Origin of the sequence: Sphingobacterium sp. MYb382 (assembly GCF_037572665.1) — a bacterium.
In the GTDB taxonomy this organism is placed as follows: domain Bacteria; phylum Bacteroidota; class Bacteroidia; order Sphingobacteriales; family Sphingobacteriaceae; genus Sphingobacterium.
Window position 1 is genome coordinate 582,749 of sequence record NZ_JBBGZT010000028.1, and the last position, 24,551, is coordinate 607,299.

The 24,551-nt window shown below is 41.6% G+C and carries 16 protein-coding genes and 1 pseudogene; 10 read left to right on the plus strand and 7 right to left on the minus strand.

What is annotated here, in order from left to right:
- The 3 genes from WH223_RS17070 to WH223_RS17080 form a co-directional block, all read right to left on the minus strand.
- Entirely contained in the window at positions 1-3,330 is a 3,330-nt protein-coding gene (locus WH223_RS17070; protein ID WP_340049034.1) for a SusC/RagA family TonB-linked outer membrane protein, read from the minus strand.
- Positions 3,331-3,419: 89 nt separating this feature from the next.
- The gene (locus WH223_RS17075; protein ID WP_340049035.1) at positions 3,420-4,529 is read right to left on the minus strand and encodes a FecR domain-containing protein; all 1,110 of its coding nucleotides are present in this window, start codon (positions 4,527-4,529) and stop codon (positions 3,420-3,422) included.
- Between the two features lie 70 nt (positions 4,530-4,599).
- A complete protein-coding gene (locus tag WH223_RS17080) occupies positions 4,600-5,205 on the minus strand; it encodes an RNA polymerase sigma factor (protein ID WP_340049036.1) in 606 nt (201 codons plus the stop codon).
- A 411-nt stretch (positions 5,206-5,616) separates the two neighbouring features.
- Between WH223_RS17080 and WH223_RS17085 the strand changes: the two genes are divergently transcribed.
- The 4 genes from WH223_RS17085 (at position 5,617) to WH223_RS17100 (ending at position 8,411) form a co-directional block, all read left to right on the plus strand.
- On the plus strand, positions 5,617-5,823 hold the full coding sequence (locus tag WH223_RS17085) for a hypothetical protein (protein ID WP_340049037.1): 207 nt from the start codon (positions 5,617-5,619) through the stop codon (positions 5,821-5,823).
- Between the two features lie 185 nt (positions 5,824-6,008).
- Complete coding sequence (locus tag WH223_RS17090) at positions 6,009-6,425, plus strand: organic hydroperoxide resistance protein (RefSeq protein ID WP_340049038.1); 417 nt, start codon at positions 6,009-6,011, stop codon at positions 6,423-6,425.
- 167 nt (positions 6,426-6,592) lie between these two features.
- Positions 6,593-7,696, plus strand: a complete 1,104-nt coding sequence (locus WH223_RS17095) for a sensor histidine kinase (RefSeq protein ID WP_340049039.1) — start codon at positions 6,593-6,595, stop codon at positions 7,694-7,696.
- Positions 7,674-8,411, plus strand: coding sequence for a LytR/AlgR family response regulator transcription factor (locus tag WH223_RS17100; protein WP_340049041.1), 738 nt, complete (start codon positions 7,674-7,676; stop codon positions 8,409-8,411). Before WH223_RS17095 ends, WH223_RS17100 begins: the two co-directional genes overlap by 23 nt.
- Positions 8,412-8,759: 348 nt before the next feature.
- On the opposite strand, the gene WH223_RS17105 is transcribed toward WH223_RS17100, so the two are convergent.
- Together WH223_RS17105 and WH223_RS17110 are read right to left on the minus strand one after the other, a co-directional pair.
- A complete protein-coding gene (locus tag WH223_RS17105; protein WP_340049043.1) occupies positions 8,760-9,566 on the minus strand; it encodes a DUF4249 domain-containing protein in 807 nt (268 codons plus the stop codon).
- 18 nt (positions 9,567-9,584) lie between these two features.
- Complete coding sequence (locus WH223_RS17110; RefSeq protein ID WP_340049045.1) at positions 9,585-11,912, minus strand: TonB-dependent receptor; 2,328 nt, start codon at positions 11,910-11,912, stop codon at positions 9,585-9,587.
- 316 nt (positions 11,913-12,228) lie between these two features.
- Here WH223_RS17110 and WH223_RS17115 point away from each other — a divergent pair, with 316 nt between their 5' ends.
- On the plus strand, positions 12,229-12,759 hold the full coding sequence (locus WH223_RS17115; protein ID WP_340049046.1) for a glycoside hydrolase domain-containing protein: 531 nt from the start codon (positions 12,229-12,231) through the stop codon (positions 12,757-12,759).
- Between the two features lie 62 nt (positions 12,760-12,821).
- On the opposite strand, the gene WH223_RS17120 is transcribed toward WH223_RS17115, so the two are convergent.
- Both WH223_RS17120 and WH223_RS17125 read right to left on the minus strand, forming a co-directional pair.
- Positions 12,822-14,399 carry a Na+/H+ antiporter gene (locus tag WH223_RS17120; RefSeq protein ID WP_340049047.1) on the minus strand — a complete coding sequence of 526 codons (1,578 nt, stop codon included), beginning with the start codon at positions 14,397-14,399 and terminating at the stop codon, positions 12,822-12,824.
- 193 nt (positions 14,400-14,592) lie between these two features.
- Positions 14,593-14,973, minus strand: a complete 381-nt coding sequence (locus WH223_RS17125) for a VOC family protein (RefSeq protein WP_340049049.1) — start codon at positions 14,971-14,973, stop codon at positions 14,593-14,595.
- A 158-nt stretch (positions 14,974-15,131) separates the two neighbouring features.
- Between WH223_RS17125 and WH223_RS17130 the strand changes: the two genes are divergently transcribed.
- The 5 genes and pseudogenes from WH223_RS17130 (at position 15,132) to WH223_RS17150 (ending at position 24,424) form a co-directional block, all read left to right on the plus strand.
- Positions 15,132-15,317, plus strand: coding sequence for a hypothetical protein (locus WH223_RS17130; RefSeq protein WP_340049051.1), 186 nt, complete (start codon positions 15,132-15,134; stop codon positions 15,315-15,317).
- Between the two features lie 704 nt (positions 15,318-16,021).
- Positions 16,022-19,357, plus strand: coding sequence for a SusC/RagA family TonB-linked outer membrane protein (locus WH223_RS17135; protein WP_340049052.1), 3,336 nt, complete (start codon positions 16,022-16,024; stop codon positions 19,355-19,357).
- Positions 19,358-19,367: 10 nt separating this feature from the next.
- A pseudogene (locus WH223_RS17140) lies at positions 19,368-21,143 on the plus strand (RagB/SusD family nutrient uptake outer membrane protein).
- 11 nt (positions 21,144-21,154) lie between these two features.
- Positions 21,155-21,856 carry a DUF3823 domain-containing protein gene (locus WH223_RS17145; RefSeq protein ID WP_340049053.1) on the plus strand — a complete coding sequence of 234 codons (702 nt, stop codon included), beginning with the start codon at positions 21,155-21,157 and terminating at the stop codon, positions 21,854-21,856.
- 168 nt (positions 21,857-22,024) lie between these two features.
- Positions 22,025-24,424, plus strand: a complete 2,400-nt coding sequence (locus WH223_RS17150) for a family 20 glycosylhydrolase (RefSeq protein WP_340049054.1) — start codon at positions 22,025-22,027, stop codon at positions 24,422-24,424.
- Positions 24,425-24,551: the final 127 nt, after the last annotated feature.

Genomic DNA, 24,551 nt, shown 5'->3' on the forward strand with positions numbered 1-24,551 from the left:
TTAGAATTTAAGACGTACATTAAAACCAATATTCCGTGTGCTCGGCGTCATAAAATAATCTATGCCTTGGTAGTAGTTGCCTGTCGTTGCTGTAGACTCTGGATCAAAAGGAGCCTTATTGTAGATCATCCATAGGTTACGACCAACCACGTTAACGCTTAATGCGCCTTTATTGCCCAAGAATGCTTTCGGGAAAGTATAGCCGATTGTTGCCTCTTGCAAGCGTACGTTGGTAGCGCTGTAGGTGTAAAACTGAGGAATACCAGAGTTTAAGCCTACCACATTGTAGTATGCTTCTGCATCCACCAGGTCGGTACCATTGATAAGTACGCCACCTTGGTCTCGTGCTGCAGCGGAGGCTTCCGATACGCCATAATGATCCATGTAGGCTTGTGTAGCCGAATAGACAACACCACCGAAACGAGCCGCAATAGTGAAATCAGCCATCCAGTTTTTATATTGGAAGCTATTTCTTATGGCCATGTTCGATTTCGGGAAGATGCTACCTAAGTAGATATCACCAACGTTGTTGTTGTTAATCACTCTACCATCAGGCGTCACATATACTTTTCCATTATCGTCGCGTTGCAAATCCGAAAGAGAGTATAGGTCGCCTAATGTACCGCCTTCTTTCAAGATAAATTTAGCTTGTGACAAACCTCCCACGTCTAAACGGTTTTTGTTGATCACAGCGCCAGTCTCTGGGTGTACGTAGTCGCGCACAAGTTCTTTGATCTCGTTGCGGTTGATAGTTAATGTATAGTTCGAACTCCAACGGAAGTCGTTCCATTTTTTATCATAACCTAAGCCTACTTCGATACCTTTGTTTACCACTTTACCTGTTTGTACATACAGGCGGTTGTAGCCAGAAGATACTGATATCTGTGAGTTGAAGGTCTGGTTTAAAGTTGTCGCGTGGTATAGGGTCAAATCTAAGTTGAAGCCATTTAAGAATTTAGCATTCAAACCTACCTCTGCCGAGTTCGTGCGCTCAGGCTTCAAGTCGGTAATCGGGTAGTTGGAAAGCCCTTTATACTGCTGCGTGGCAACATCCCATTCATAAACTGGCACAGCCAAGTTTTTAGGGAATGGTCTACCGATGGAAGCATACGAAGACCTTACTTTCAAGTATTGGAATACCGATGAAAGGTCCATCATTTGCGATAATACTGCGGTAGCACCAATGGAAGGGTAGAAGAAAGACGGTTGTTTTGATTTTGGTCCCGCTAGGTTAGAATCCCAGTCATTTCTTCCTGTTGCTGTCAGGAAGTAGGTGTTTTTATAGCCTAGCTCCACACTTGCAAATAGCGATTGCGATTCTCTGTCTGCGTCCGTCATCGGGGTCTTTTTACGGTCGTCGATTTGTGTAATATCAAATTTATTGGTCAATCCGTTTTCTAAGATTGGCCCACGAATAGGTAAGGAGCTATTTTTATCATGCAAGATGATAGCACCCACATTGGCTTGTAGGGTGAAATCGTTAAATGTCTTGTTGATATTCGCCATTACGTCTCCGTAATATTGGGTAGACTTCTGCTCGTCAAGGCCAAAGAAGCCATTTTTCGAACCTTCGGTGATGGTGGTATTGGTGCTAGCATATAGCTTCTCCGTATAACGGCCTGCTATATTATCCATACGTCCACGTGCCGATAGGCTTAACCAATCGTTCACCTTGTAGGTTAAACTAGCGTTAATCATGTAACGGTCTTTCTTGGATTCGCGTAGGTTACGGTAGTTTATCCAGTAGGGGTTTTGTCCAGAAATCTCATTCAAGCCTTGAGGCCAGTATTGCTCGCTAATTTTGCGTGATACATTGTAGCGCTCATACATACGGATAGCATCCCAATCATCACCACGCGGGAATAAATAGGCCGTCGTCAGCGGGTTGGAATAGATACCTTGGTTTACCATATTCAAATCGCGTTGCTTGATATAGTTTAAACCCGCATCTAAGGTCAATTTATCGTCTAAAAATTTAGCCGTATTACGGAAGGTAAAATTGTAACGGTCGTATTTGTTGTTTGGAACAATACCGCCCGAGTTTACGGCTCCCGCCGAAACGTAGGTTTGGTTTTTATCTGTTCCCGTAGATAAAGAAACACCCTCAATAGCGACGATACCCGTCTGTAGGTAGTCCTTGGAAGGAGAGTAGTGGTAGTTGTTGACATCCGTCAAGGGAGCGCCCCAGCTTTTGTCGTTTACCCCTGATGCCAAGCCCGATCCTGTGCCGTATCTATTTTGGAAAGAGGGTAGAACGAGGGCGTTATGGAACTGTGTATTTTGTGTTAGCGTCAATACCGTTGTACCAGCCGTACCTTTGCGGGTGTTGATTACGATAGCACCATTTGCTGCTTCATAGCCGTAAAGTGCCGCCGCTGCTGCCCCTGTCAATACGGTCATCGACTCGATATCTTCAGGGTTTAAATCAGCAATGCCTTCAGATGATCCTGTAGAAGCAAACTCAGAGCCTTCCTTCGATCTTTTATTAGACATTGGAATACCATCGATAACGTATAAAACGTTGTTATCTTGCTCGATAGTTTTCGCTCCACGCATTACTACTTTAGCGGCACCACCTACACCGCCGGAACTGCTGTTGATTGTTACACCAGCGATTTTACCGCTTAAGGAGTTAATCATATTGGCATCGCGAACTTGTGTTAAGTCGTCGCCTTTTACTTGTTGTACATTATAACTTAATGCTCTTTCAGAACGCTTGATACCAAGAGCGGTAACCACGACATTCTCAATGTTAGCTTCAGCTGGTGCCAGCTGGATTCGAAGTTCTCTATTTAGGTTTTCTACCACTACATTTTGCGGTAAATACCCCACAAAGCGAACACTTAGGATGTCGCCTGCTTTCACATCGGTGAGGTTAAAAACCCCCTCAGCATTGGTGCTACTTCCTTTATTGCTCCCTTTTACCGTTACGCTGGCGCCCGACAAAGGCTTCCCCGTTTCGTCTACAATAACCCCTCTAATTGGTTGTTGAGTTGCTTTTGCAGCCATCACTGTAGCCACGGAGTTCCCTTGGCTTGGCAGTGCGGTGATCAGCAGCGTTTGGTCTTTGGTGTCATAAGAAAGATCTTGATCTTTGAGCAAGGTTTTCATGACCTCTTGAAGGCTAGCATCCTTAAACTCTACCTGGAGAAAACGATTGTCGTTCAACATTTGGTTGGAGTACAGGACACTATAGCCTGTTTGTTTTTTGATCTCCTTAATCAGGTCGGCCGCCTTGATACGTTGTTTCCGCAACGTAACATTCCCCTGGCCAGCAGCTGATATGGAAATCTGAAGCATAAGCATAGACACGCCTACAGTTCGTATCATTTTAAATGATTTAAACCACATAATTGTACTTGGATTTTAATGGATACTACTAGATTTATAATTTACTTCTCGCCCCGAAGGGACTTTGGTTATTTGTTTTTTATTTTAATAGAACGCCCTTGTATATCAAACGTTACTTTAGAGGTTAGTCTCAATAGCTTAACCACATCGGTTACTTGTGCATAGCGTGATACCTCCCCGTTAAAAGTGATGTCTCCCGTTTGAGGATCATCAAAAGTGTATTCAATATTATACCATCTACTTAAACGATCCATAATGGAGCTCAGGCTTTCATTCCTGAATACAAAGGCATTATTTTTCCAGTCTACATAATCTGCTACATCAACATCTTTGATTTTTACCTCTTGGCCATCCACTTGTGCTTGTTGTCCAGGACGTAGCTTCTTTTGTTTGTTGATGAGTACTGAACCCTCCAATAGGGTTGTCAAGCTACGCGATGATTGATAGCTGTTGACATTAAAAATAGTCCCTAATACCTGGATCTCTTGCTGATTGGACTTCACGATAAATGGTCTTTTCGCATCTTTAGCGACTTCGAAATAACCTTCTCCTTTAAGCTCTACAATACGTTGAGCTTGATGACGCATATTGACCGCAAAGCGTAGTGATGATGCTGCATTCAACGTTACCTGCGAGCCATCGGGCAGTGCAATTTCATATTGACCACCACGCGGTGTTTCAATGGTATTATAGCCTGTGCCCACTGCGGCTTCGGGGTCTATTGTATATTTTACTAATCCGGATGCTGTTTTCGTAATGGAAATACCCTGATCCTTGGCTGTTTCTGCACCTTTGTCGCTTAGTAGAATCTGGCGACCGTCACTGAGTGTTAGGGTAGCTTTATTTTCACCAGGAAGGATAGGGGTATGGGTTAGCTGCGTATGTTGCTCTTGAGCCTGACGCTGCCAAAGGAGGTAAGAACCACCAATAAGGGATAGCACCAAAGCGGCGGCGGCAGTCCATCGTAAATAGTTAGGCTTGGTACGCGGGGCGAAAGGAATAGCGGAATTGGCTGCTGTTATACGTTGAAATAATCGCGCTTTATCATCAGCACTTAAATTTTTACGCTCAGCGCCTTCTTGTTGCTCAAACCACAGTTCTAGCCACTGACGCTCCTCCAATGAGCACGTGCCTTTGGCATACTTATCGATTAATACTTTGATTTTATCACTGGTCATAACTGGTTCTTTTACTCCCCAACTATATACATGTTGCACAAGTAGGGACTAGGGAGTATAAAAAAAACAATTATTTTTTGTCCCAAAGGAAACTTAGGACTAAAAGCCCCTTAACGATGTCTTCACCAAGCTTATAGCGAAATACTTTAAGGACATTTTGGATTTGCTTGCGCACTGTTTTTTCTGAAATGTTCAATCGCTCCGCAATTTCCTTATGGGATAGGTACTCCTTGCGGCTAAGTTTGAAGATCTCTTGTGCTCTGGGCGGTAATTTCTCCAATTGTTGATCAAAGAAAAGACGGAGTTCTTTTTCTTGAATGACACCCAAAATTGGGTCATAAAAAGGAGAAACAAAGTCAACGATGCTCTGCATGTAGCGGTCACGATACTTTTTCTTACGTAACTGGTAAAGTGCTTGCTTGCGGATAGACATGTAGAGCCAAGCACCTAGATTTTCGATATTTAATTCGGCTCTGCGTAGCCACAATGATGAAAATACCTCTTGGATGATATCTTCTTGGTCCTCACTGTCGAGCGTTATTTTTTGCGCGTAGTTGTGTAGCTTATCAATAAAACGGCTGTATACTTCGGTAAAGGCTGCGTAGTTTCCATGCTGAAGCCCAACAAGTAAATCTTGTTCCGACCAATTTTCATAGTGTACAATAGCATTCCCCATGATAGCTTTGTCTCTAATAGAATTATAACTGATGGCTCAAATATAGATGATATTTTATGAGCTTTAAAATAAGCTTAACAATTTTATAACGATTTAGCTATCTAGAAAACATCTATTTGTATCTTATTCTTTTTAAATGGTTCGTAATGCTGCTTTCATCTTAAGAATCAGTTGACTAACTTTTGTTGGCGCTATTGCTTATCACAGCACTATTAACTTGTCTATGTTCGTTGCAAAAACTTTTTAAATGAAGATAGGAAAAAATGAAAATTTATTTTGTGTTAAGGCATCGTGTCAGCTTACTGATTTTCTGGTTGTTTATGTAACTTTAGGGGGGTAGCTGCTTAGTGAGGCCCTTTTTATCTTTTTGTTCTTAATATTGAGTTAATATTAAATGAGTAACTTTACGCCATGTTACCAATCGTTACTTCTATTTTCGCTGTTGCAGCTGTATTAGCGTTAATCAATATGGATTCAGTAAAAAAGGCACTTTTGTTTATTTTACTTGTGATTTGCGCTGTGGGTTTTATGGTGCTTTGTGTTTATGCACCAGGAGCTACAGCTTTGTTTACAGCTTGTGCTTTGTTTGCTGTCATCCGCTTCGGCGGTATGCGTTAAGCTTTTCTAGACCGGCTGTTCTTTTCTATAAAAGAACATTTTCGGAAGTTGAGCTTTTCATGTAAGCAGTTTGAGCTTTATAGGAAAACGTTTTTCTTTTGTCAGTTTTATATTTGAGTATAATTTTTGAGCGTATGGAACGTTTGTAAATTAGGACTCAATTAAATTGTTAAAAGAGAAATGCTATGAAAGAAATATATCAAACAACTGTAACAGTTAGTGGTGGTCGAAACGGCCATGCCAAAAGTGAAGATGGTTTGTTGGAGTTAGACCTTCGTATACCCAAAGAAATGGGTGGACAGGGTGGCCATACCAATCCAGAGCAACTTTTTGCGGCAGGTTATGCGGCATGTTTTGATAGTGCCCTAGCCTTGGTTCTTCGTAAGGAGAAAGTGGAAACAACAGGAGAGTCCGTAATTAAGAGTACCGTAGGTATTTTCGTCAATGAAAACCAAGGTTACGAGCTTACGGTAAAGCTATCGGTTCATATTCCGGGTGTAGACGCTGATCGCGCACGCGATATCGTCAATAAAGTACACCAGATATGTCCATATTCTAATGCGGTACGCGGAAATATCGACGTCGTATTAGAAATTGTTTAATAAATCAAAAACGTAATAATAAAGCTCAACTTAACCGTTGAGCTTTTTTTTTGATAGCCTTTTAAATAATCGCTATTATTCCTGAAATAAACCATCAAAAAGCCGTATATTACTTGTTAGTTCATGTACCTTTGTCGTACAATAGATGCCTTTAGCTTCTTCATTAAATGAAAAATACACAGCCCGTTGTGGCCTACGAAAATAGTTTGTTTTTAAACTTCGTAATTGATAGGAAATATCGATGGATTCGCCATTTTCTAATCATCGCGGCCATTGTCGGCATACACTTTTTGCCGACCTCGGATCCGCCAAATACGGATGAAGGAAAGGAAGGGTGGATTCTCTTTACGAAGTTTATTTCCATGGCTATTCTTTTGGGCTTTTTCTACATAAACCATTATGTCTTAATTCCAGTTTTCTTACTTAGAAACAGGTTTCTTGTTTATGGGATTAGTCTATTGGGATTTTGTTCGGCTATTTTTTTGATGATGCTAATCTTAGAACGTCTAGACCTACCGTTTATTGATAAGCAAGATGAAACACTACTAGACTGGAAAGACTATCTCGTTTTATTGATCTTACTTATGGTTTTTATTGCCGCCGTAAGTAGCTTGAAGTTGTTTAAAATTTGGATTGTCAATTTAATCCGTTTTAGGGAGTTTGAAACCAATACGTTGACCATTCAGTTGGAGCAACTTAAGAGCCAGATCAATCCTCATTTTTTGTTTAACACCCTTAACAACATCAATTTTCTTATTGATGAAAATCCAAAGCTAGCATCCAAAGTTTTGCTTAAGCTAAGTGATATCCTTCGCAATCAACTATACCTATCCAAAGGAGATACTATAGAACTTAAAGAAGAGGTCGTCGTCTTAAAGAATATTCTCTTCATGGAAGATATTAGAAGGGATAAGTTTGTTGTTGATTTTCAGGTAGAGGAAGGCTTGGACAATGTGCGTGTTCCCCATTTTCTATTTATCCCTTTTGTCGAGAATGTCGTTAAGCACGGAGCACATCAAGCGATGAAGAACGGCCTGCATGTGCAGATAAGCTTTACTAAAGCGGAAGGAAGGCTCTGTTTCACCTGTATTAACCCACAAAAAAAGAAAGCCAACCCGAATGATTATGGCGGTTTGGGCTTAAGTAATATTCAGAAGCGATTGGCCATAATCTACCCCAATAATTACCTTTTGGAGATTGATGAAAAAGCTGATTTTTTTAAAGTATTTTTGTCCATTCCTATAGACGATGGAACCTACGCATATGGATAAATTGAGTATTAAATATATTGTTATTGAGGACGAGCCACTGGCGCGTAGAGGCTTGGTTAAGCTCCTTAATGAGTTTGATTTCTTAGATTGTCAAGGGATGTATAGCAATACGGAAGATGCCCGTTTGATGTTAACGCAGCAAAACCTTGATTTAATATTTTTAGATATCCATCTACCGGAGGAAAGTGGTTTGGATTTTGCTAAAATTGTACCTCCATCTATTCAGATTATCTTTACGACGGCTTATGCAAATTATGCCTTAGAAAGCTATGAACTTAATACGCTAGATTACCTCTTAAAGCCTATTGCAGAAGATAGACTTAAAAAGGCATTGGATAAGGTGTTGCACTATTTTCAGAACCGAAGTAAAGAGAAGGAAGTAGCAACTCCGAAGGATCATATTTTTGTGAAAGCTGATCGCAAGTTATACCGTTTGGAGCTCAATGAGATTCAATATATCGAAGCCATGAAAGACTATGTGATGATTCATACACCCGATCGGAAGCTTATGGTAGCTATGAATATAAAGACCATCTTTAATCAACTCCCGAGTGTCGATTTTGTGCGGGTAAATAAATCCTTCGTCGTCAACTTGAATAATATTGAGAGTGTAGATAATCATTGGGTTACCGTGGCCAGTGTAGAGATACCTCTTGGCGCAAGCTTTAAGGAAGACTTATTGAAGCGTATCGAAAAACATACCATCAACCGTTGATAGGCTAGACTAAAGCAAGGAACTGTTTTACCAGTTCCGATGCATTAGCTTTGCTATCTTTTATCTCTTAATTAGCAGCATATGAAGCCTTTTTTAGAAGAATAGGGTAGATAGCGTATTGGAAAACATAAACTTTCTAGTGTTTTTTAAGCCTTCGACTAAGGCTAGGAACCACCATAGTGTGGTAGTTCCTTGGCATTAGCCTTGCTATTTATTGAGGGCGTACTATACGTTGAGGATGTATAAGCACGTATTTATGGACTTTTTGTCTTTGGCTTAATCCATTTTAAGCAGTAAGAAGAGGTTAAAGCAAGGAACGGCCTCCACTGTCCCTTGACAATAACCCTTCTAGTTTACCACTGTATTTTTCGTTGATGTTGTAAAGGCACTGAAGTAGCCTAACACTGTCGGGCTGATGTTCGTTGGCGGGTTGCTCGGTGTAATACCTCCACCTCCTGATTGTTGCATCAAGCTGTACCAATATTTGTGCATCGCTTTGTCGATACATTGCATCTCTACGCGAATTTTGTCGCCCGGGTAAAGCTTCAAATCATCATCACTATTCAAGTAGATGGTTAAGCTCACCTGATTGCCATTGTTGAAATCATCATCTGCTATCAAGATGTCTTTCGTTTGTTTGTCATTTACAAAAACAATAAAACGGTATTGATTCTCCTGGTCTGCAGGATCCTTATAATACACCTTAATATTGCGTGTATCTTTCTCTCCAAATTGTGGTTTCTCCGTAATGATAGAGTCTAGCAATACAACTTGTGGCATTTGTGATTGTGCAACATACTTTTGGTCGTCAACACGAACCTCCATATTGTAGGTTCTCCCCGGAATACCTGTGAAGTCTTTAGCAATATAGGTTCCCGCTTTGTTAACGCTCTCGCGAAACACATATTCATTCTTCGCATCATCGTGTACAATGATTGTGGCGCCAGTAACCGCAGGGTAATTGTTGCCCGACGAAAAAGATACATTTCTACTGAGCTTAAATTCCTGCTGCGCTGTTGTATTATTGATTTGACCTTCAATGACCAGCTTGCCCGTATCGTCATTAACTTTGATGTCGATAACCTTTTCGCAAGCCGTCAGCAGGCACAAAAATGCAAAGACTAAAGGGTAGGTATATGTACTATATTTTTTCATGATTCTTCTGCGTTAAGATTAAAATTTAAAGTTCCAAGTAACCGATGGAATCGGAACTCCAAAAATACTGGTCTGTACAGCTTCTGTTGCGTTAGGCACCTTTTTGCTATCTCTGAAAGCGATACGGTACGGATCTTTGTTCGCATACACGTTGTAGACACCGAATGTCCAGCTCGAGCTGTAGCGTCCGTTATTTTTACCTTCATAGGTTGCCGCAATATCGAGGCGGTGTGTCGCCGGCTGGCGGTATGCATTTCTATCCGAGTACGAATAGGTCGTGTTTCCGCCTACGTTATATTTTCCCGTAGGGTAAGTAACAGCCTTTCCTGTTCCATACACGAAGTTACTGGAGAATGTCCACTGGTCGTTGTATTTGTAGATGGCTACGATAGATAAATCGTGCGTTCTATCATGGGAGGAAGGGTAGTAACGTCCGCCGTTGATGCCATCAAACTTACGTTCTGTTTTAGATAGGGTATAACCAATCCATCCGTTCAGCTTGCCATATTTCTTCTTGAAGAAGAACTCCGCACCATAAGCACGGCCTACACCGTATAACAGTTGCGATTCTACATTCTCGTTTACTAATAATTGCGCGGCATCTTTATAATCGATTTGATTTTTCAAATCCTTATAGTAGATTTCCGTAGAGAACTCATAGGTATTATCCTTAAAGTTGCGGAAGTAACCTGCAGAAAACTGATCAGCAATTTCTGGCTTAATATTATTGCTACTCATCACATACAAATCTGTAGGGCTCGAGCTCGTCGAGTTGGTCAAGAGGTGGATGTTTTGTGTATTCCTGTTGTAGGAAGCCTTAATAGACTGTTGCTCATTCAAGAGGTAGCTCATGCTAAAGCGAGGCTCTAGATTAAGGTAGTTTTTAACCACCTCGCCCGAACTATACTTCTGTGAAGAGGTAATATGTCCAGCGGCATCATAGGTGCTGTATGTTCCTGGACCAACCAACAGCATGGAGCTCAGGCGCACACCATACATCATGCTCAATCGGCTGTTTACTTTCCATTCGTCGCTCGCATAAGCGGCTAATTCGTAGCCATAGCGGTGCTCTACATGCTTATCATTGAAGCTAGAGCTTGCCGTTGTGGTGATGTCACCTGGAGCAATATCATGACGCGTACCATGCACACCGAACTTTAGGGTGTGGTTGTAAGCTGCATAGTATTGAAAATCTTGCTTGGCATTAAGGTCCATGATTTTAGAGGTTGCCTTAAAGCCATCCTCACGGTCAAGTCCTTCGATTACATAGTTGTAGTTACTATAGATTAAAGACGTGTTGGAGAACAATTTGCTGTTAAAGACATGGTTGAAGCGTAAGGTAGCCGTTGCATTTCCCCAGTTGGTGCCAAATATATCCTTCAAGCCCAATACATCTTTACCAAAATATCCCGAAAGGAAGATGGCATTTTTATCATTAAAGCGGTAGTTTGCTTTAGCATTAATATCATAGAAGTACAAGGTACTTTTATTGATAGTCGTGTCTGAAGAGGCTTTTAAGAAAAGATCAGCATAGGTGCGGCGAGCCGACACCATGAAGGATCCTTTATCTTTAACTAATGGACCTTCCACTTTTATGCGTGAAGCAATCATCCCGATTCCACCCTGAACGGTTATTTTTTTATTATTACCCTCATTCATCTTCACATCTAACACCGAAGATAGACGACCTCCATATTCAGCAGGCATGCCTCCTTTATAGATGCTTACATCTTTAATAGCGTCCGAATTGAACGTAGAGAAGAAGCCCAATAGGTGAGAAGCATTATATACGGTAGCTTCATCGAGTAAGATTAAGTTTTGATCTGAGCTACCACCACGAACATAAAATCCGGTGTTTCCTTCGCCCGAAGTCTTGATACCCGGCATCAGGGTAATACTCTTCAACACATCCTGCTCCCCTAAAACAACAGGAAGCTGATTTATTTGTGCCATATTAAGCTTCTCAACGCCCATTTGCGGTGAAGCTACATTGTTATTGTTGCGTCGGTTGAGCGACACGACAACTTCCTCCAGCATCGATTGCGATTGCAGCGCGATGTGTAGGGATTGATCTTTCTGTAGGGTTATTGTGTCCGTATAGTTTTTATAGCCTACATAAGAAGCTATAACGACGTAGCGTCCTTCGGGAGCAGCAATAGAATAAAATCCATAGGCATTACTTGAACTACCAGATAGGGGGAGTTCCTTAAGTTTTACGGTCGCACCAATGAGTGTCTCCCCACTGGCAGCATCTGTTAATGTACCCGATAAAGTATAACGTTTTTGGGCAAAGGATGCCGTAGATAACGATACGATAAAGAATACAATAGATAAAGGTCTTCGCATTTTTTAAATTTTGTACGAAAGTAATCCTTAAGCGGTATCGAATAATGCTTTTTATAGGAACCTTGAGATAATTTATATGAACTGCTGATTTTAACGTTTTTTTTTCAGCAGCATAGCACCGTAAGATGGTTACGGGAAGGTCGTTTTTTAACTACAAATTAAAAATGGAAACTACTCGTATCGTCACCAAAATGTCCCTTTATTCCTCAAATTTATCGTTTAGCATAAAAATAAAGGCCTCTATAGCCTTTGATATCGCTGTGCCACCATTTTTCGGAATGGAAATTGTAAATAGATTCTTATAAAAATGTACAAAATGAAATATCCGGTTCTGGTGTTATTGGTCATTAGCTTTTTCGGAGGTACCTATGCTATGGCTAAGACAAAACCGAATTTGCTTTTAGCTATTCAGCATGGAAAGGGACAAGAGGCATCGTTGAACTGGAAAAGTAAACAGCGATTATCGGCAAAAGTAGCTAAAGGAGAGTTGTATATTTTTGAACTTAGCTTATTCGCGAAAAATCAAGAGGTGAAGGATGTACGCATCAAGCTTCAAGGGGATTTGCTGTCGAAAGGAAAGATGGGGATTTTGAGTAAAAGTTTCTTTCGCTTCGCGGATAATGAAAAAGCTTTGCAAGAGGAGGGGGTTATGCTGGAGCCATTTGCGCTTGCACAGGGCGATAAACACAAGGTTTATTGTGCGGTGAAAATTCCAGTTTATATTTCGCCAACGACGTTCAGTGGTACGTTAAACATTGAAGTAGATGGTGAAGTTTACACATCGGTAGATATACAGATGCATGTATCACCGAATATGATTAAGCATACACGTTTTTCAGAACAATAAATAAAACAAACACAGGTCTTAAGCAGACTGTCCAATGCGGGCAGTCTGCTTTTTTATTGATTTTATTCTTCTCCTCGAATGCGGTTTTCCTCGGTATCGATTAGGGCTAGATACTTACGCACCACTTCCTCATCAATTCGTTCATTATTGTTATTTTCCTTCAGCAGCCATTGCCTTTGTTTTTCCAAGAGATTTCTGTATTCCACGCGCAGCTGTGGTAAGGATTCATAATCTTTTACTTCGGTACTATTTTCTATCCAGTGCTGTGTTATTTTCTCCAGTTCTGGATAGAGAGCATGCCCTTGCATACCGGCTAAATAAGCCTTCGCTTGTGCGTTGATGCCTGCATCGAGGTAGCGTTCCGTTTCCTTTTCATCGATATGGTCATCAAAATCATTAAGTTTAATTTTCTTAATCAGCAGCGGCAAAGTTAGTCCCTGAATCAAAAGCGTGGAAAGAATAACCACAAAGGTGATAAACAAAATAAGGCTACGCTGTGGGAAGGGAACGCTATCGCTTATGTACAGCGGAATAGATAGTGCTGCCGCCAAAGAAACGACTCCACGCATACCCGTCCATGCAAAGACAACGGCAGTTTTATAGCCTGGATTGCGCGCATCGGCAACCTTCACATAGCGACTAGCAACCACGGTGAAGAGCATCGTGAGCAGGGCAAAGACGAAGCGGCTGATGATAAGAACAAGCGTGATTAAAAGGCCATAGCCTACGGCAGATGTAAGGCTGACGGACTCCGCGCGTAAGGAATGCACGATTTCGGGAAGATCCAGGCCGATCAACATAAATACCAATCCGTTCATCACAAAAATTAAACTCTCCCATACATTCAGTCCGCGCAAGCGGGTGCTGCTGGTTAAGAATAAATAACGTTTTGCCGACAGGAAGAGACCTCCAGACACCACGGCGATAACGCCAGAACTTTCGACCTCCTCGGCCAAGATATACATCACATAGGGAGCAATAATGGTCAGCACGATATCGACATTATCGTTCGAGTGTAGCAATTTGTGTAGCTTAATAAAAATCCAGCCCAGCGCAAGTCCTACAGCTAGTCCGCCGACAATCATCCATGCGAAGCTAAGGAGAGCTTGCCCTGCAAAAAATTGACCTGTCCCCAACGTTATCAAGGCGAAGCGAAAGATAATCAGTGAGGAAGCATCGTTAAGTAAGCTTTCACCTTCCAATACGGCCGACATGCGCTTGGGTATTTTCACAAACTTCATGATAGCCCCTGCACTAACCGCGTCTGGAGGGGACACAATGCCGCCCAAAAGGAAACCTAACGCAATAGAAAAGCCCGGAATAAAGTAGTTGGCCACAAAAGCAACCGACAGCGCCGTGAAAAATACCATCCCGAATGCAAATCCGGTGATGACCCTGCGCCAGCGCCATAGCTCTTTCCAGGAGATATTCCATGCCGCTTCATACAATAATGGAGGAAGGAAGATGGTGAATATCAACTCGGGCGCAATATGAATAACGGGGACGCCAGGGATAAAACTGATGCCTAAACCACCGAGTACCAGCAGGACGGGGTAGGCTACCTTAAGCTTGTTGGCCAGCACAATTAAAAAGATGATGACCAAGATGAGGATGAGGTAAAATGGAAATACTTCGTGCATAAATTTACGTTGTTGTAAGGCCTTAATAAAGCTGCTTTTTTCTTTAACAGCTTTATTAAGGTTTAGTTACAAAAGTAGATGCATTTATTTTACACTAGTTTCGTGTAAGGCTCAATTTTACTTTTTGTTTCTCTTTAGCTTTAGGCTGCTAAAGCCTAGGACCTTTGGGTTTTGGCGTCCCTCGATTTGTATTTTACGCTCTTGCAGGGGTGAAAAAGTTAACCAAATTACCATCGGGGTCACGGAATAATAATGATTTATTTCCCCATGGCATTAGCGTCGGCACTTGCACGAGGTAAGGTTGAAGGAAGTCTGCTAACCTTTCAAAATCTGTATCTACGTTGTCTACGCGAAATTCAATAATCGCACTACGGTTGTGTGCCGCCTGTGCTACGCTTTCGCCACCGAAAAAATGCAATGTATTCGTACTACCAATGGCTAGTGTCATACTTCCGGTCTTCAATTCGGCGAAGTCTGGGGTGTATTGCACCGCAGACAATCCTGTTATTGTTTCGTAAAAGCGGATCATTGGTTCTATGTTAGAAGTGATGATGCGAAGAGATGCTAAATTCATATGCTTAACTATTTTAAAATATGCCTCAAATGTCGTGGGCGATAATGACAATAGTCTGTCAGTAGTTTTATCTTTTTTTAAGAGATTTGTATACCGGTGTTATTTTGTATCGCAAGCTAATAGCATAGTAAATAGTTTATTATAAAATAAAAAGCAAGATGGAATCAAAATCAAAAAAAATAGCGCTCTTTGTTTGTATTGGTGCGGCCTTTATTTCTTCATCATTTTTAGTGTCTCAATTTTTGCATGTAACTGATTTTACTTTTGGTCTTCTGTTCGGTCTAGGCATTGGCGTTTTCATTTTAGCCCTTAATATTAGCAGAAAGCGATTTATCGTTAAATAGTTAAAGCATCTCTATTTGTTATAGAGACGCTTTAATAGTACCCGTATGCATAGGTTCATGACCTTTGATGAACCTTCGATTTGGTAGACAAATCAGCAAATAGCCCTCCTTTGCGTTTAACTGCGCCTAAGCAAAATCTATTAAGGTATTTCGGGAAGTCCTTGGATGAGCTGGACAAATCACCCTACTTTGTTACGGAAGTCAGCATCTATTGAAAATTGCGCAAACGATGTAGTGACCTTGTTTCGGACAAAAATGGATATCCTTTTTTTTTACGTTTGATTTACTTGTTGGTAATGATATATTTGTCTACGTAAATTATGCAATTCACCAAAACATACACAATACCTACGTTGTGTAGATGACGTGAACAGCAACCAACTATAAGCATGTATAAACATAAAAAAATCCAGAACAGGAGCTGTAAGTGTGCACCCGGATGAGGGATACACAAATTAAACTAATAGGTAAAGAATCTACGCCCGTAAAGTCTTTTTAACCTAGTGGTGATTGCATTGTCTCATTAAATGATGATAATGACAGATTATTCTCGTCGAATAAAAAATCAATTTATAAATCAACGAGCTGTCTAATTGGGGGATTATAAAATATACATCCTCATTCCTTAAAAAGCCCATCAAATTCGTTACGCCCGTATACACGTTTGATATGTAGGGTTAGGCTCGTTTAAACCAAGTTATGATATGTTAAAAATGTACAGAAGGGATTTCTATGTCCAGTTTCTAAAGGCTGTAGATTGTATTTATTTGTATGCTCTATCAACTCGAAAAGAAAAGCCTGAAAGGCAACCATCACTGCTTTTGGTTTTTTCTTATCCTCGCTCCACTACTAATTTTTCTACTCTGGGGAAGCTGTATCGTTCGAAATCGGCTGTTTTCAGTAAACTTCTTTTAACCCTTTGTCTTTTCGGAATTTTAGCGTCGGCTAAGGCTTTAGCGAAAGTAGATCTGAAAGAAAGTGGAGTCCCAAGGAGTGTCGCATCGGTTTTTTTCCTGCAACAGATTTTACAGGGTAAAGTTGTTGATGAACAAGGAAACCTCATAAAAGGAGCCACCATCCGTCTGAAAACGGATGCTACGAAAGCAGCAACAACGAATGATGAAGGATTGTTTAGTATCGCTATCCCCACGTCGGAAGCTACCTTAGTGGTTAGCTATTTAGGCTACGAAAGTCAAGAGGTGGTTTTAGCCCCCAACCACAAAGGACCTATCGAAGTACGCTTAAAAACGATCGATAATGAAGTCGAGGAAGTTGTCGTGGTGGGCTACGGTCAGCAAAAGAAAACGTTGGTTACCGGATCCGTCGTGCAGATTAAGGGTGAAGAGCTGAAAAAGGCTCCTGTAGCAAATGTTACTAATGCCTTAGTCGGGCGTCTACCAGGCTTACGGGCTACGCAGCGTAGCGGACAGCCCGGTGCTGATGGAAGTGGCATTGATATTCGGGGTTTTGGCGCTGTCTTAGTTATTGTAGATGGGGTGCCTGGTTCTTTTAGCCAACTAGATCCGAGTGAGATTGAAAGCCTTTCTATCATTAAGGATGCTTCAGCATCAGTATATGGTGTACGTGCGGCGAATGGGGTTGTGCTGGTTACCACTAAGCGCGGTAGCAACGGTAAGTCCACCATTAACTATAGTACGTATTACGGTTTACAAACAATTAATAGTTTTCCAGAGCTAGGCGATGCGGCGCTATTTGCGGAGTTAAGCAATGAGTCTGTTTTGAACAACTGGGTGATTGGTGGGCGCCAGTCTGCGCTTAAGCTTCCTTTCACGCAAGAACAAGTGGAGCAGTACCGAACAGGAGCACTTCCTTCCTACAATTGGTTTGATAAGGCTATCCGGCGCACATCGGGTCAATATTATCAAAACCTTAATGCTTCGGGAGGAACAGAAGATATTAAGTATTTTATGAATATTGGGCTCCTGAATCAAGACGGAATGTGGAAGAGTGATGCAACGAACTTTAAACGTTACAACGTGCGTGCTAATGTGGAGGCGAAAGTGGCAGAGGGACTTACAGCAACGCTTAACTTAATGGGGCGACGGGAAGCGGTCAACAACCCGAGTACAGCGACCCCCCTTTTAATGGCGGGTTTATACCGTACTTATCCCACGTATTCTTTTTATGCTAATGACAACCCTGACTATTTAGGAATACCGAATAATGCAGCTCAAAACACATTGGCACTGATGGATACCGACCTTACGGGCTATGACAAAAGGTTAAAATCGGTATTCAACGGTATTTTTTCCTTGAAATATGATATCCCTAGAGTCCGTGGCTTATCGGCAAAAGCACTTTATTCTTTCAATTATGAAGTGGTTAATCAGAAGTCATATAGCAAACGCTATGACCTTTATCGTTACGATGCCGATAAGGATCGGTATGAGGTTGACTTTAGTGACAATATGCCGAGCAATCTGGAGGTTGTAAATAGCAATACCGAGAATCGTACTTTTCAGCTATCCTTAAGTTATGCACGAAAGTTCGCCAATAAACACAATGTAGGGGCTTTATTTTTGTTTGAAAGTCAAGAAGGCATAGGGAATAATCTTTCGGCCTATCGACAATTTTTATTGGACGGTGTTGATGAACTCTTCGCCGGAATGGGAACGAATCAGCGCAATAATGGCTCTAGTTATGAAACAGCAAGGTTGGGCTATGTTGGTAAAATAAATTATGACTTTAGTGATAAATATTTGGCGGAGCTTGCTTTTCGCTATGATGGTACGTATAAGGTGAAATCTGGTGCACGATATGGATTCTTTCCAAATGTTTCTGTGGGCTGGGTATTGAGCAGAGAAAATTTCTTGAAAGATGTAGGCTTTTTAAATCTATTAAAACTACGTGCATCGCATGGTAAGGTGGGCGACGATGAGCAGATAGCAGCTTTTCAATACCTAGTAGGTTATACGTATCCTACAGCAAATTGGGTATTTGGGGAGTCGCCTGTTCCAGGACTAGTCGACCGTGGGTTAGCCAATGGGGATTTGACATGGTATACCTCTAAGACAACGAATATCGGCCTTGATTTCTCCCTGTGGAATGGCCTTTTGAGTGGAGAAATCGATGTGTTCTATCGTAAACGAACAGGATTGCTGGCGAGTCGTCTTTTAAGCTTGCCGAATACTTTTGGAGCCTCCTTGCCACAAGAAAACTTAAATACAGACAATAACAGAGGCTTTGAAATCGCCTTATCGCATCGCAGTCATGTAGGAAAGTTTCAGTATAGTATTTCGCCCAATATGAGCTGGGCACGACGTCAGTATGGCTTTGTCGAGCGTGCCGAATCCACTAATGCACTGCATAATTGGCGTAATAACTATACCAATCGTTGGGATAATCTCTATTGGGGCTATAAAGCTATTGGACAATTTCAAAATCAAACAGAGATAAATACGGCGGCTATTCATGATGATCAAGGGAATAAAACACTACTTCCTGGTGATATTAAATATGCTGATCTCAATGGGGATGGTATTATTGATGATAAGGATCAGACGATTATCGGTCGAGGAATGACACCAGAGATTTTTTACGGATTGAATATCAGCGCCTCCTACAGCGGATTTGATTTATCCGTGTTACTACAAGGAGCTACCAACTTCAATGCTTATTTCTCTGAGGAGCTTCAAAATCCACTTTTTAATAATGCTTCGGCTTATCAAATGTTTGGTGATCGTTGGCATCACACAGATCCAACAGATGCTGATAGCCCTTGGGTCGCAGGGAAGTACCCAACGACCGTCAATTCGGGAAGTAATAATAACAAAAGGGTATCCGATTTTTGGTTAAGAGATGCTTCCTACTTACGGTTAAAAACATTTGAATTGGGTTATTCTTTCGATAAGGAGAGGCTCCGTCGAGTGAAAATTAGAAACCTGCGCGTATATGCCGCAGGACAAAATATTCTGACCATTGATAAAATTAAATATATCGACCCAGAAGCCCCTTCTGGAAGGGGAAATTACTATCCGCAGCAGCGGGTTTGGACGCTCGGATTAAATATTGGCTTTTAAATATATATTCATGAAAACATCGATAATATGTTATCTCGCACTTGTTTTACTCGTCATATTAGGCTCCTGTGCAAAAGATTTTTTAGATAAAAAACCGCTAGACTTAATTACGGAAGACAATGCCTACGGCTCTAAGAGTGGACTTGAAGCATTGACGGCGAAGCTATACAATGACATGCTTGTAGAGGATTTTAGCTATGAAGTGGCTGAACAGGCAGGCTATCTGGCGACGGTGACGGACGAAGCAGTGCGGAGTTATACTTGGTCGTCGGGAACAATCAATGGCACCCTGTTGGGAAATTGGTTTGGTGCTTGGGACTATGGAAAAATAAGAAGAGTAAACGATTTTATAGCCAAAGTACCAGGAGCCAACGTGTCACAAGAATTACGGGATCGCTTTGTTGCAGAAGGTCGCTTTATCCGTGCTTTCCATTACTTTCAGCTGGTGAAACGTTATGGCGGAGTTCCTTTGCTCACGACAGTTCAGCAATATGCTGTTGGCGAGGATCCTACAGGTTTGTTTGTGCCGCGGAATACGGAGAAGGCGGTTTTTGATTTTATTGCTTCCGAACTCGATGCTGTTAGTGCTGTGCTTCCAGCTTCTTATGTAGAAACGGATAAGAACCGGATAAATAAGTATACGGCTTATGCGTTAAAAAGTAGAGCTATGCTTTATGCGGCATCTATCGCGCAATACGGACAGGTACAGCTCAATGGTTTGGTCGGTATTCCAAAGTCGGATGCTTTACATTATTGGCAGGCGTCTTATGTGGCCTCGAAGGCTATCATGGTGTCTGGCCGATATAGTTTGTTGGATGAAGGGACGGATAAAGTGTTGAATTTTCAAAACCTTTTTTTAACAGAAAATAGTAAAGAGGTTATTTTTAATAAGGTGTATCGCTTGCCGGAAGTAAATCACAGCTACGATTATTTTAACGCACCACAGAGTTTCAAAGTAGATTACGGCTGTGCGATCAATCCGACTTTAGACCTCGTAGAGGCCTTTGAATATATTGATGGCAGCCCTGGCAAGCTTCGTGTTAATGACGCTGCTGGTAAACCGATAGCCTACACAAATCCTTATGAATTGTTCAAAGATAAGGATCCACGTTTGTTAGCATCTATTATGGTTCCTTTTTCGGCTTGGCAAGATGGCCAGTTGGAGATCCGTCGAGGCGTTATTGTGAATGGAGTCCAGTATACAGCAGAAAATTAAGCGACAGGCTATCCTGACGATAAATCAACTTTTAAGCTCGTTGGAAAAGATGGCCCATTAACGACTAATGACCCCACGAAAACAGGTTTTTATGTGAAAAAATCTATGAATCCTACGAAAAGAGTTAATGAGGCAGAGTCCAATACGCCTTACTTGATTTTTCGTTTTGGAGAGATCTTATTGAACTATGCCGAGGCTGCGGCCGAATTAGGGCAAATGGCGGATGCACTAGCGGCAACAAACGAAATCCGTAAACGGGCGGGGATTGCACTTTTGGTCTCGGTAGATTTGACTAAAATACGCCATGAACGCATGGTAGAACTGGCTTTTGAGAACCATCGTTTCTGGGACTTAAGAAGATGGCGCATCGCAACAGAGGTGTTGAACAACACGCAGTTTCATGCTTTATATCCGTGGTTAGTATGGGAAGAAGGGAAGACGCCTGAGCAGATGAAATATGTGTTTGAGGTGGTCAATGCGCCGAAGAATCCGCGCACTTTCCCGGAGAAACTCTACTATGAGCCGCTTCCTCAAGGAAACCCAACCTACATTCAAAATCCATTATATTAATGCTATTTGTTATGAAAAAAATATCAACATTAAGTCTGTTGTTGTTCACTATACTATTGCTCGCTGTGGGCTGTAGTAAGGATAACTATACGGCACCTAAAGCGTCGTTAAGTGGTAATATCATCCGTGCGGAAGACGATGCATTGGTTCCGCAACAGACCATTAACGGAGGGCTGCTACAACTATTTCAAACCGACCTTAATGAAAATCCTACGAGCATAAATAGTGCTTTTCATTCGGATGGTAGCTATGAAAATGCTATGCTTTTCGACGGTAACTATAAATTGGTGGTCAACGGTCCTTTTTTCTATGATGATACGTTGCGGGTTGATGTGCGTGGTGCTACACAGCTTGATATCAAGGTGCGCCCTTATTTAACGTTATCGGCCGAGATAACAACCGTGACAGCTAGTTCGGCAACAGTGACGGTAGGGGTTGCACTAGGAGCAAATAATAATGCGCAAAAAATTGCTCGTGTCGGTGCGGTGATTGGTACCACGAACTCTTTAGATGTTAATTTTTCTAGTCAACGCTTTTTGACAAATACAGAGTCGCAATCCAATGTAGATATTGTCACAAAACAACATAGTTATATGTTTACAAATCTAACGCCAAATACGACCTATTATATTCGTGGGGTAGCACGTACCATTAATCTCGGGAATTATTACAATTATGCGCCACTCATCACACTAAAAACTTTAGCGAACTGATAAAAAATGTATTCATTAGTTGAAAATAAATTATGTAAATAAACAGGATTATGCATCTATTTATTAGTCCCGAATAAGGGAACGAAATTGGACAGCCTAGCCTTTATTTTTTAGCCGAAGAATAATCCAACTATGTAGGTGTTTTCTTCGTTAAATAACACAAGTGAAATGACAATGAACAAGAATAGTAAGAGATATAAACGTTTATTTTCCATAAGTTATGGACTGTTGTTGCTAGCATGCTTTACGCTTGCGAAAGGGCAAGCTGGCAACTTGGATAGCCTGAGCCTGGATCAGCTTAAAAAGAGCTATTTTACGCCATTAAAGCTAACGGAGAAGGTGCTTGAAGTACCTACCATTGCTGGTTATACGGTGACCTTAATTGGTTCGGACAATCCGGTCATTATTGATTTGCAAGGGAATGTGCATAAACCCTTAGTTTCCAAGAAAGTAAGTCTAGTATTTAAAGTTGTTCGTCAATCGGATGAATCTGCTGGAGAGATAAGCGTTTCCAATATCCGCGTAGCGGGGAAATACGAAGGAGGAGGTCCGCTGGAAAAGCCTTTTGTTATACCCGCGTTGCGGGAATGGCAAGGCAAAGATGGTGATTACCAATTGCGCAATACTAGCCGTATTGTTGTCGCTGATGCTGGCCATACAAAGCTTATGGAGCTAGCGACCATGCTGCAAGGCGAACTATTTACCTTACTCAAATTGGAGCTTACCATTGCAACAGGGAAAGCCCAGGCTGGCGATATTGTGCTTATTGAAAATGCTGATTTACCCTTGGGCGAGGAAGGTTATGCGCTGGATATCGGCGAAACTTTTTGTATTGAAGCATCTAAGTATACAGGATTTGTGTTTGGCACACGTACTTTATTGCAACTGCTGGCGCAGCAACCTGAGAAGTTGACCATTCCAATGGGGCTATGTCGTGACTATCCACGCTATGCCGTTCGCGGTTTGGTATTGGATGTCGGGCGTAAATTTTTTACCATGGATTTCCTGATGGACTATGTAGAGCTCTTGGCCTATTACAAGATGTCGGACTTTCATATCCATTTGAATGATAATGCTTTTCATAAGTACTTTGATTTTGACTGGGATAAGACGCCTTCTGGTTTTAGGCTTGAAAATGAGCGCTATCCTGACTTGGCAACTAAAGACGCTTTCTATACCAAGGCTGAATTTCGGGAATTACAAAAGAAAGCGATGCGCTATGGTATAAAGATTATTCCGGAAATTGATGTGCCGGCCCATTCCTTAGCGATTACCAAGGTGGTACCGAGCATTGCTAGCACCAAATATGGAAAGGATCACCTGGATTTAGATAATCCGGAGACCTATACTGTGGTGACGAACATTTTTAAGGAGTATCTGGATGGTCCTGATCCCGTTTTTATTGGCGATGTCGTGCATATCGGGACGGATGAATATGATAAGTCTGATGCGGAGAAGTTTCGATTCTTTACCGATTCGCTTATCCGGTTGGTGCAAAGTTATGGTAAGGAGGCCAGAGCTTGGGGCGCTTTGACGCATGCTAAAGGAGAAACGCCCGTAACGAGTAAAGATGTGGTGCTCAATATGTGGTACAATGGCTATGCCGACCCTTTGGAGATGAAGGCTTTGGGTTATAAGCAGATTTCGACGCCTGACAGTTGGTTATATATCGTGCCTGCCGCGGGCTACTATTACGATTACCTGAATGTAAATCGTATTTATAACCGTTGGGAGCCACGGAATATTGGTAATGTTACCTTTGAGAAAGGTGACCCCACAGTTGTTGGCGGTATGTTTGCCGTTTGGAACGATATCGTTGGTAACGGTATTTCGGAGAGAGATGTTCACAACCGTGTTTTTCCTGCTTTACAGGTGTTAGCAACGAAAATGTGGGCTGCCGAGGAAGACCTTTTATCGTTGGCAGATTTTAATAATAAGAAAGCTGAAATTGGTGAAGCTCCCGGACAGAATAGCAGAGGGCTGTTTCCGAAGGATAAACCTGTGGTGGTTCAATTTGGAATGATTTCCTCTATGATAGATGATCGTGGAATGGAGGAGGGGGCTTCTTTAAGCGATGTGAAAAATACAGAGAAGCTTACTTCCATGCAGGTGAATAAAACGGAACTTTCGCTAGCTGACATTGGCAATGCTTATACGGTAGATTTTTCTTTTACACCCATTGATGAGCATGCTTGGCTTTCTTTTCAATCTAAAGATGCTACATTCGAGGTGACCAATTCCCAAATTAAATATAACCGCGATGGTTATGAATTTTCGGTAGATTGTAATTTTCCGATTGATCAAACAAGTCGGATAACAGTGGTCGGCAACCAAAGAAGTACGACTATTTATGTCGATGGAAAATTATGGAAAGCCTTTATCCCCGAAAAGATTGTTTTGCCGTATACCGACAAGGCAGGTAAAGAAATTAGCTACCAGCTGATGAAGACCCTTACATTCCCATTAACGGAACTCCTGGTACGGCAGATGAGTTATGTAGGTGTTTGGGTCGTTACCCGGGAGCTTTCAGCCGAAGAAGTATGGGGTCTTTATAATAGGGGAGAATAAGGCTTTTTTATAACGTCAAAGGCACAGTTAGCTAGCTGTGCCTTTGTTTTTTAAGAGATAACCAAAGGTATATTTTGGTTCATAGCCAAATACGTTTTATTGTACAAGGCTATCTCTTTGATTAGCT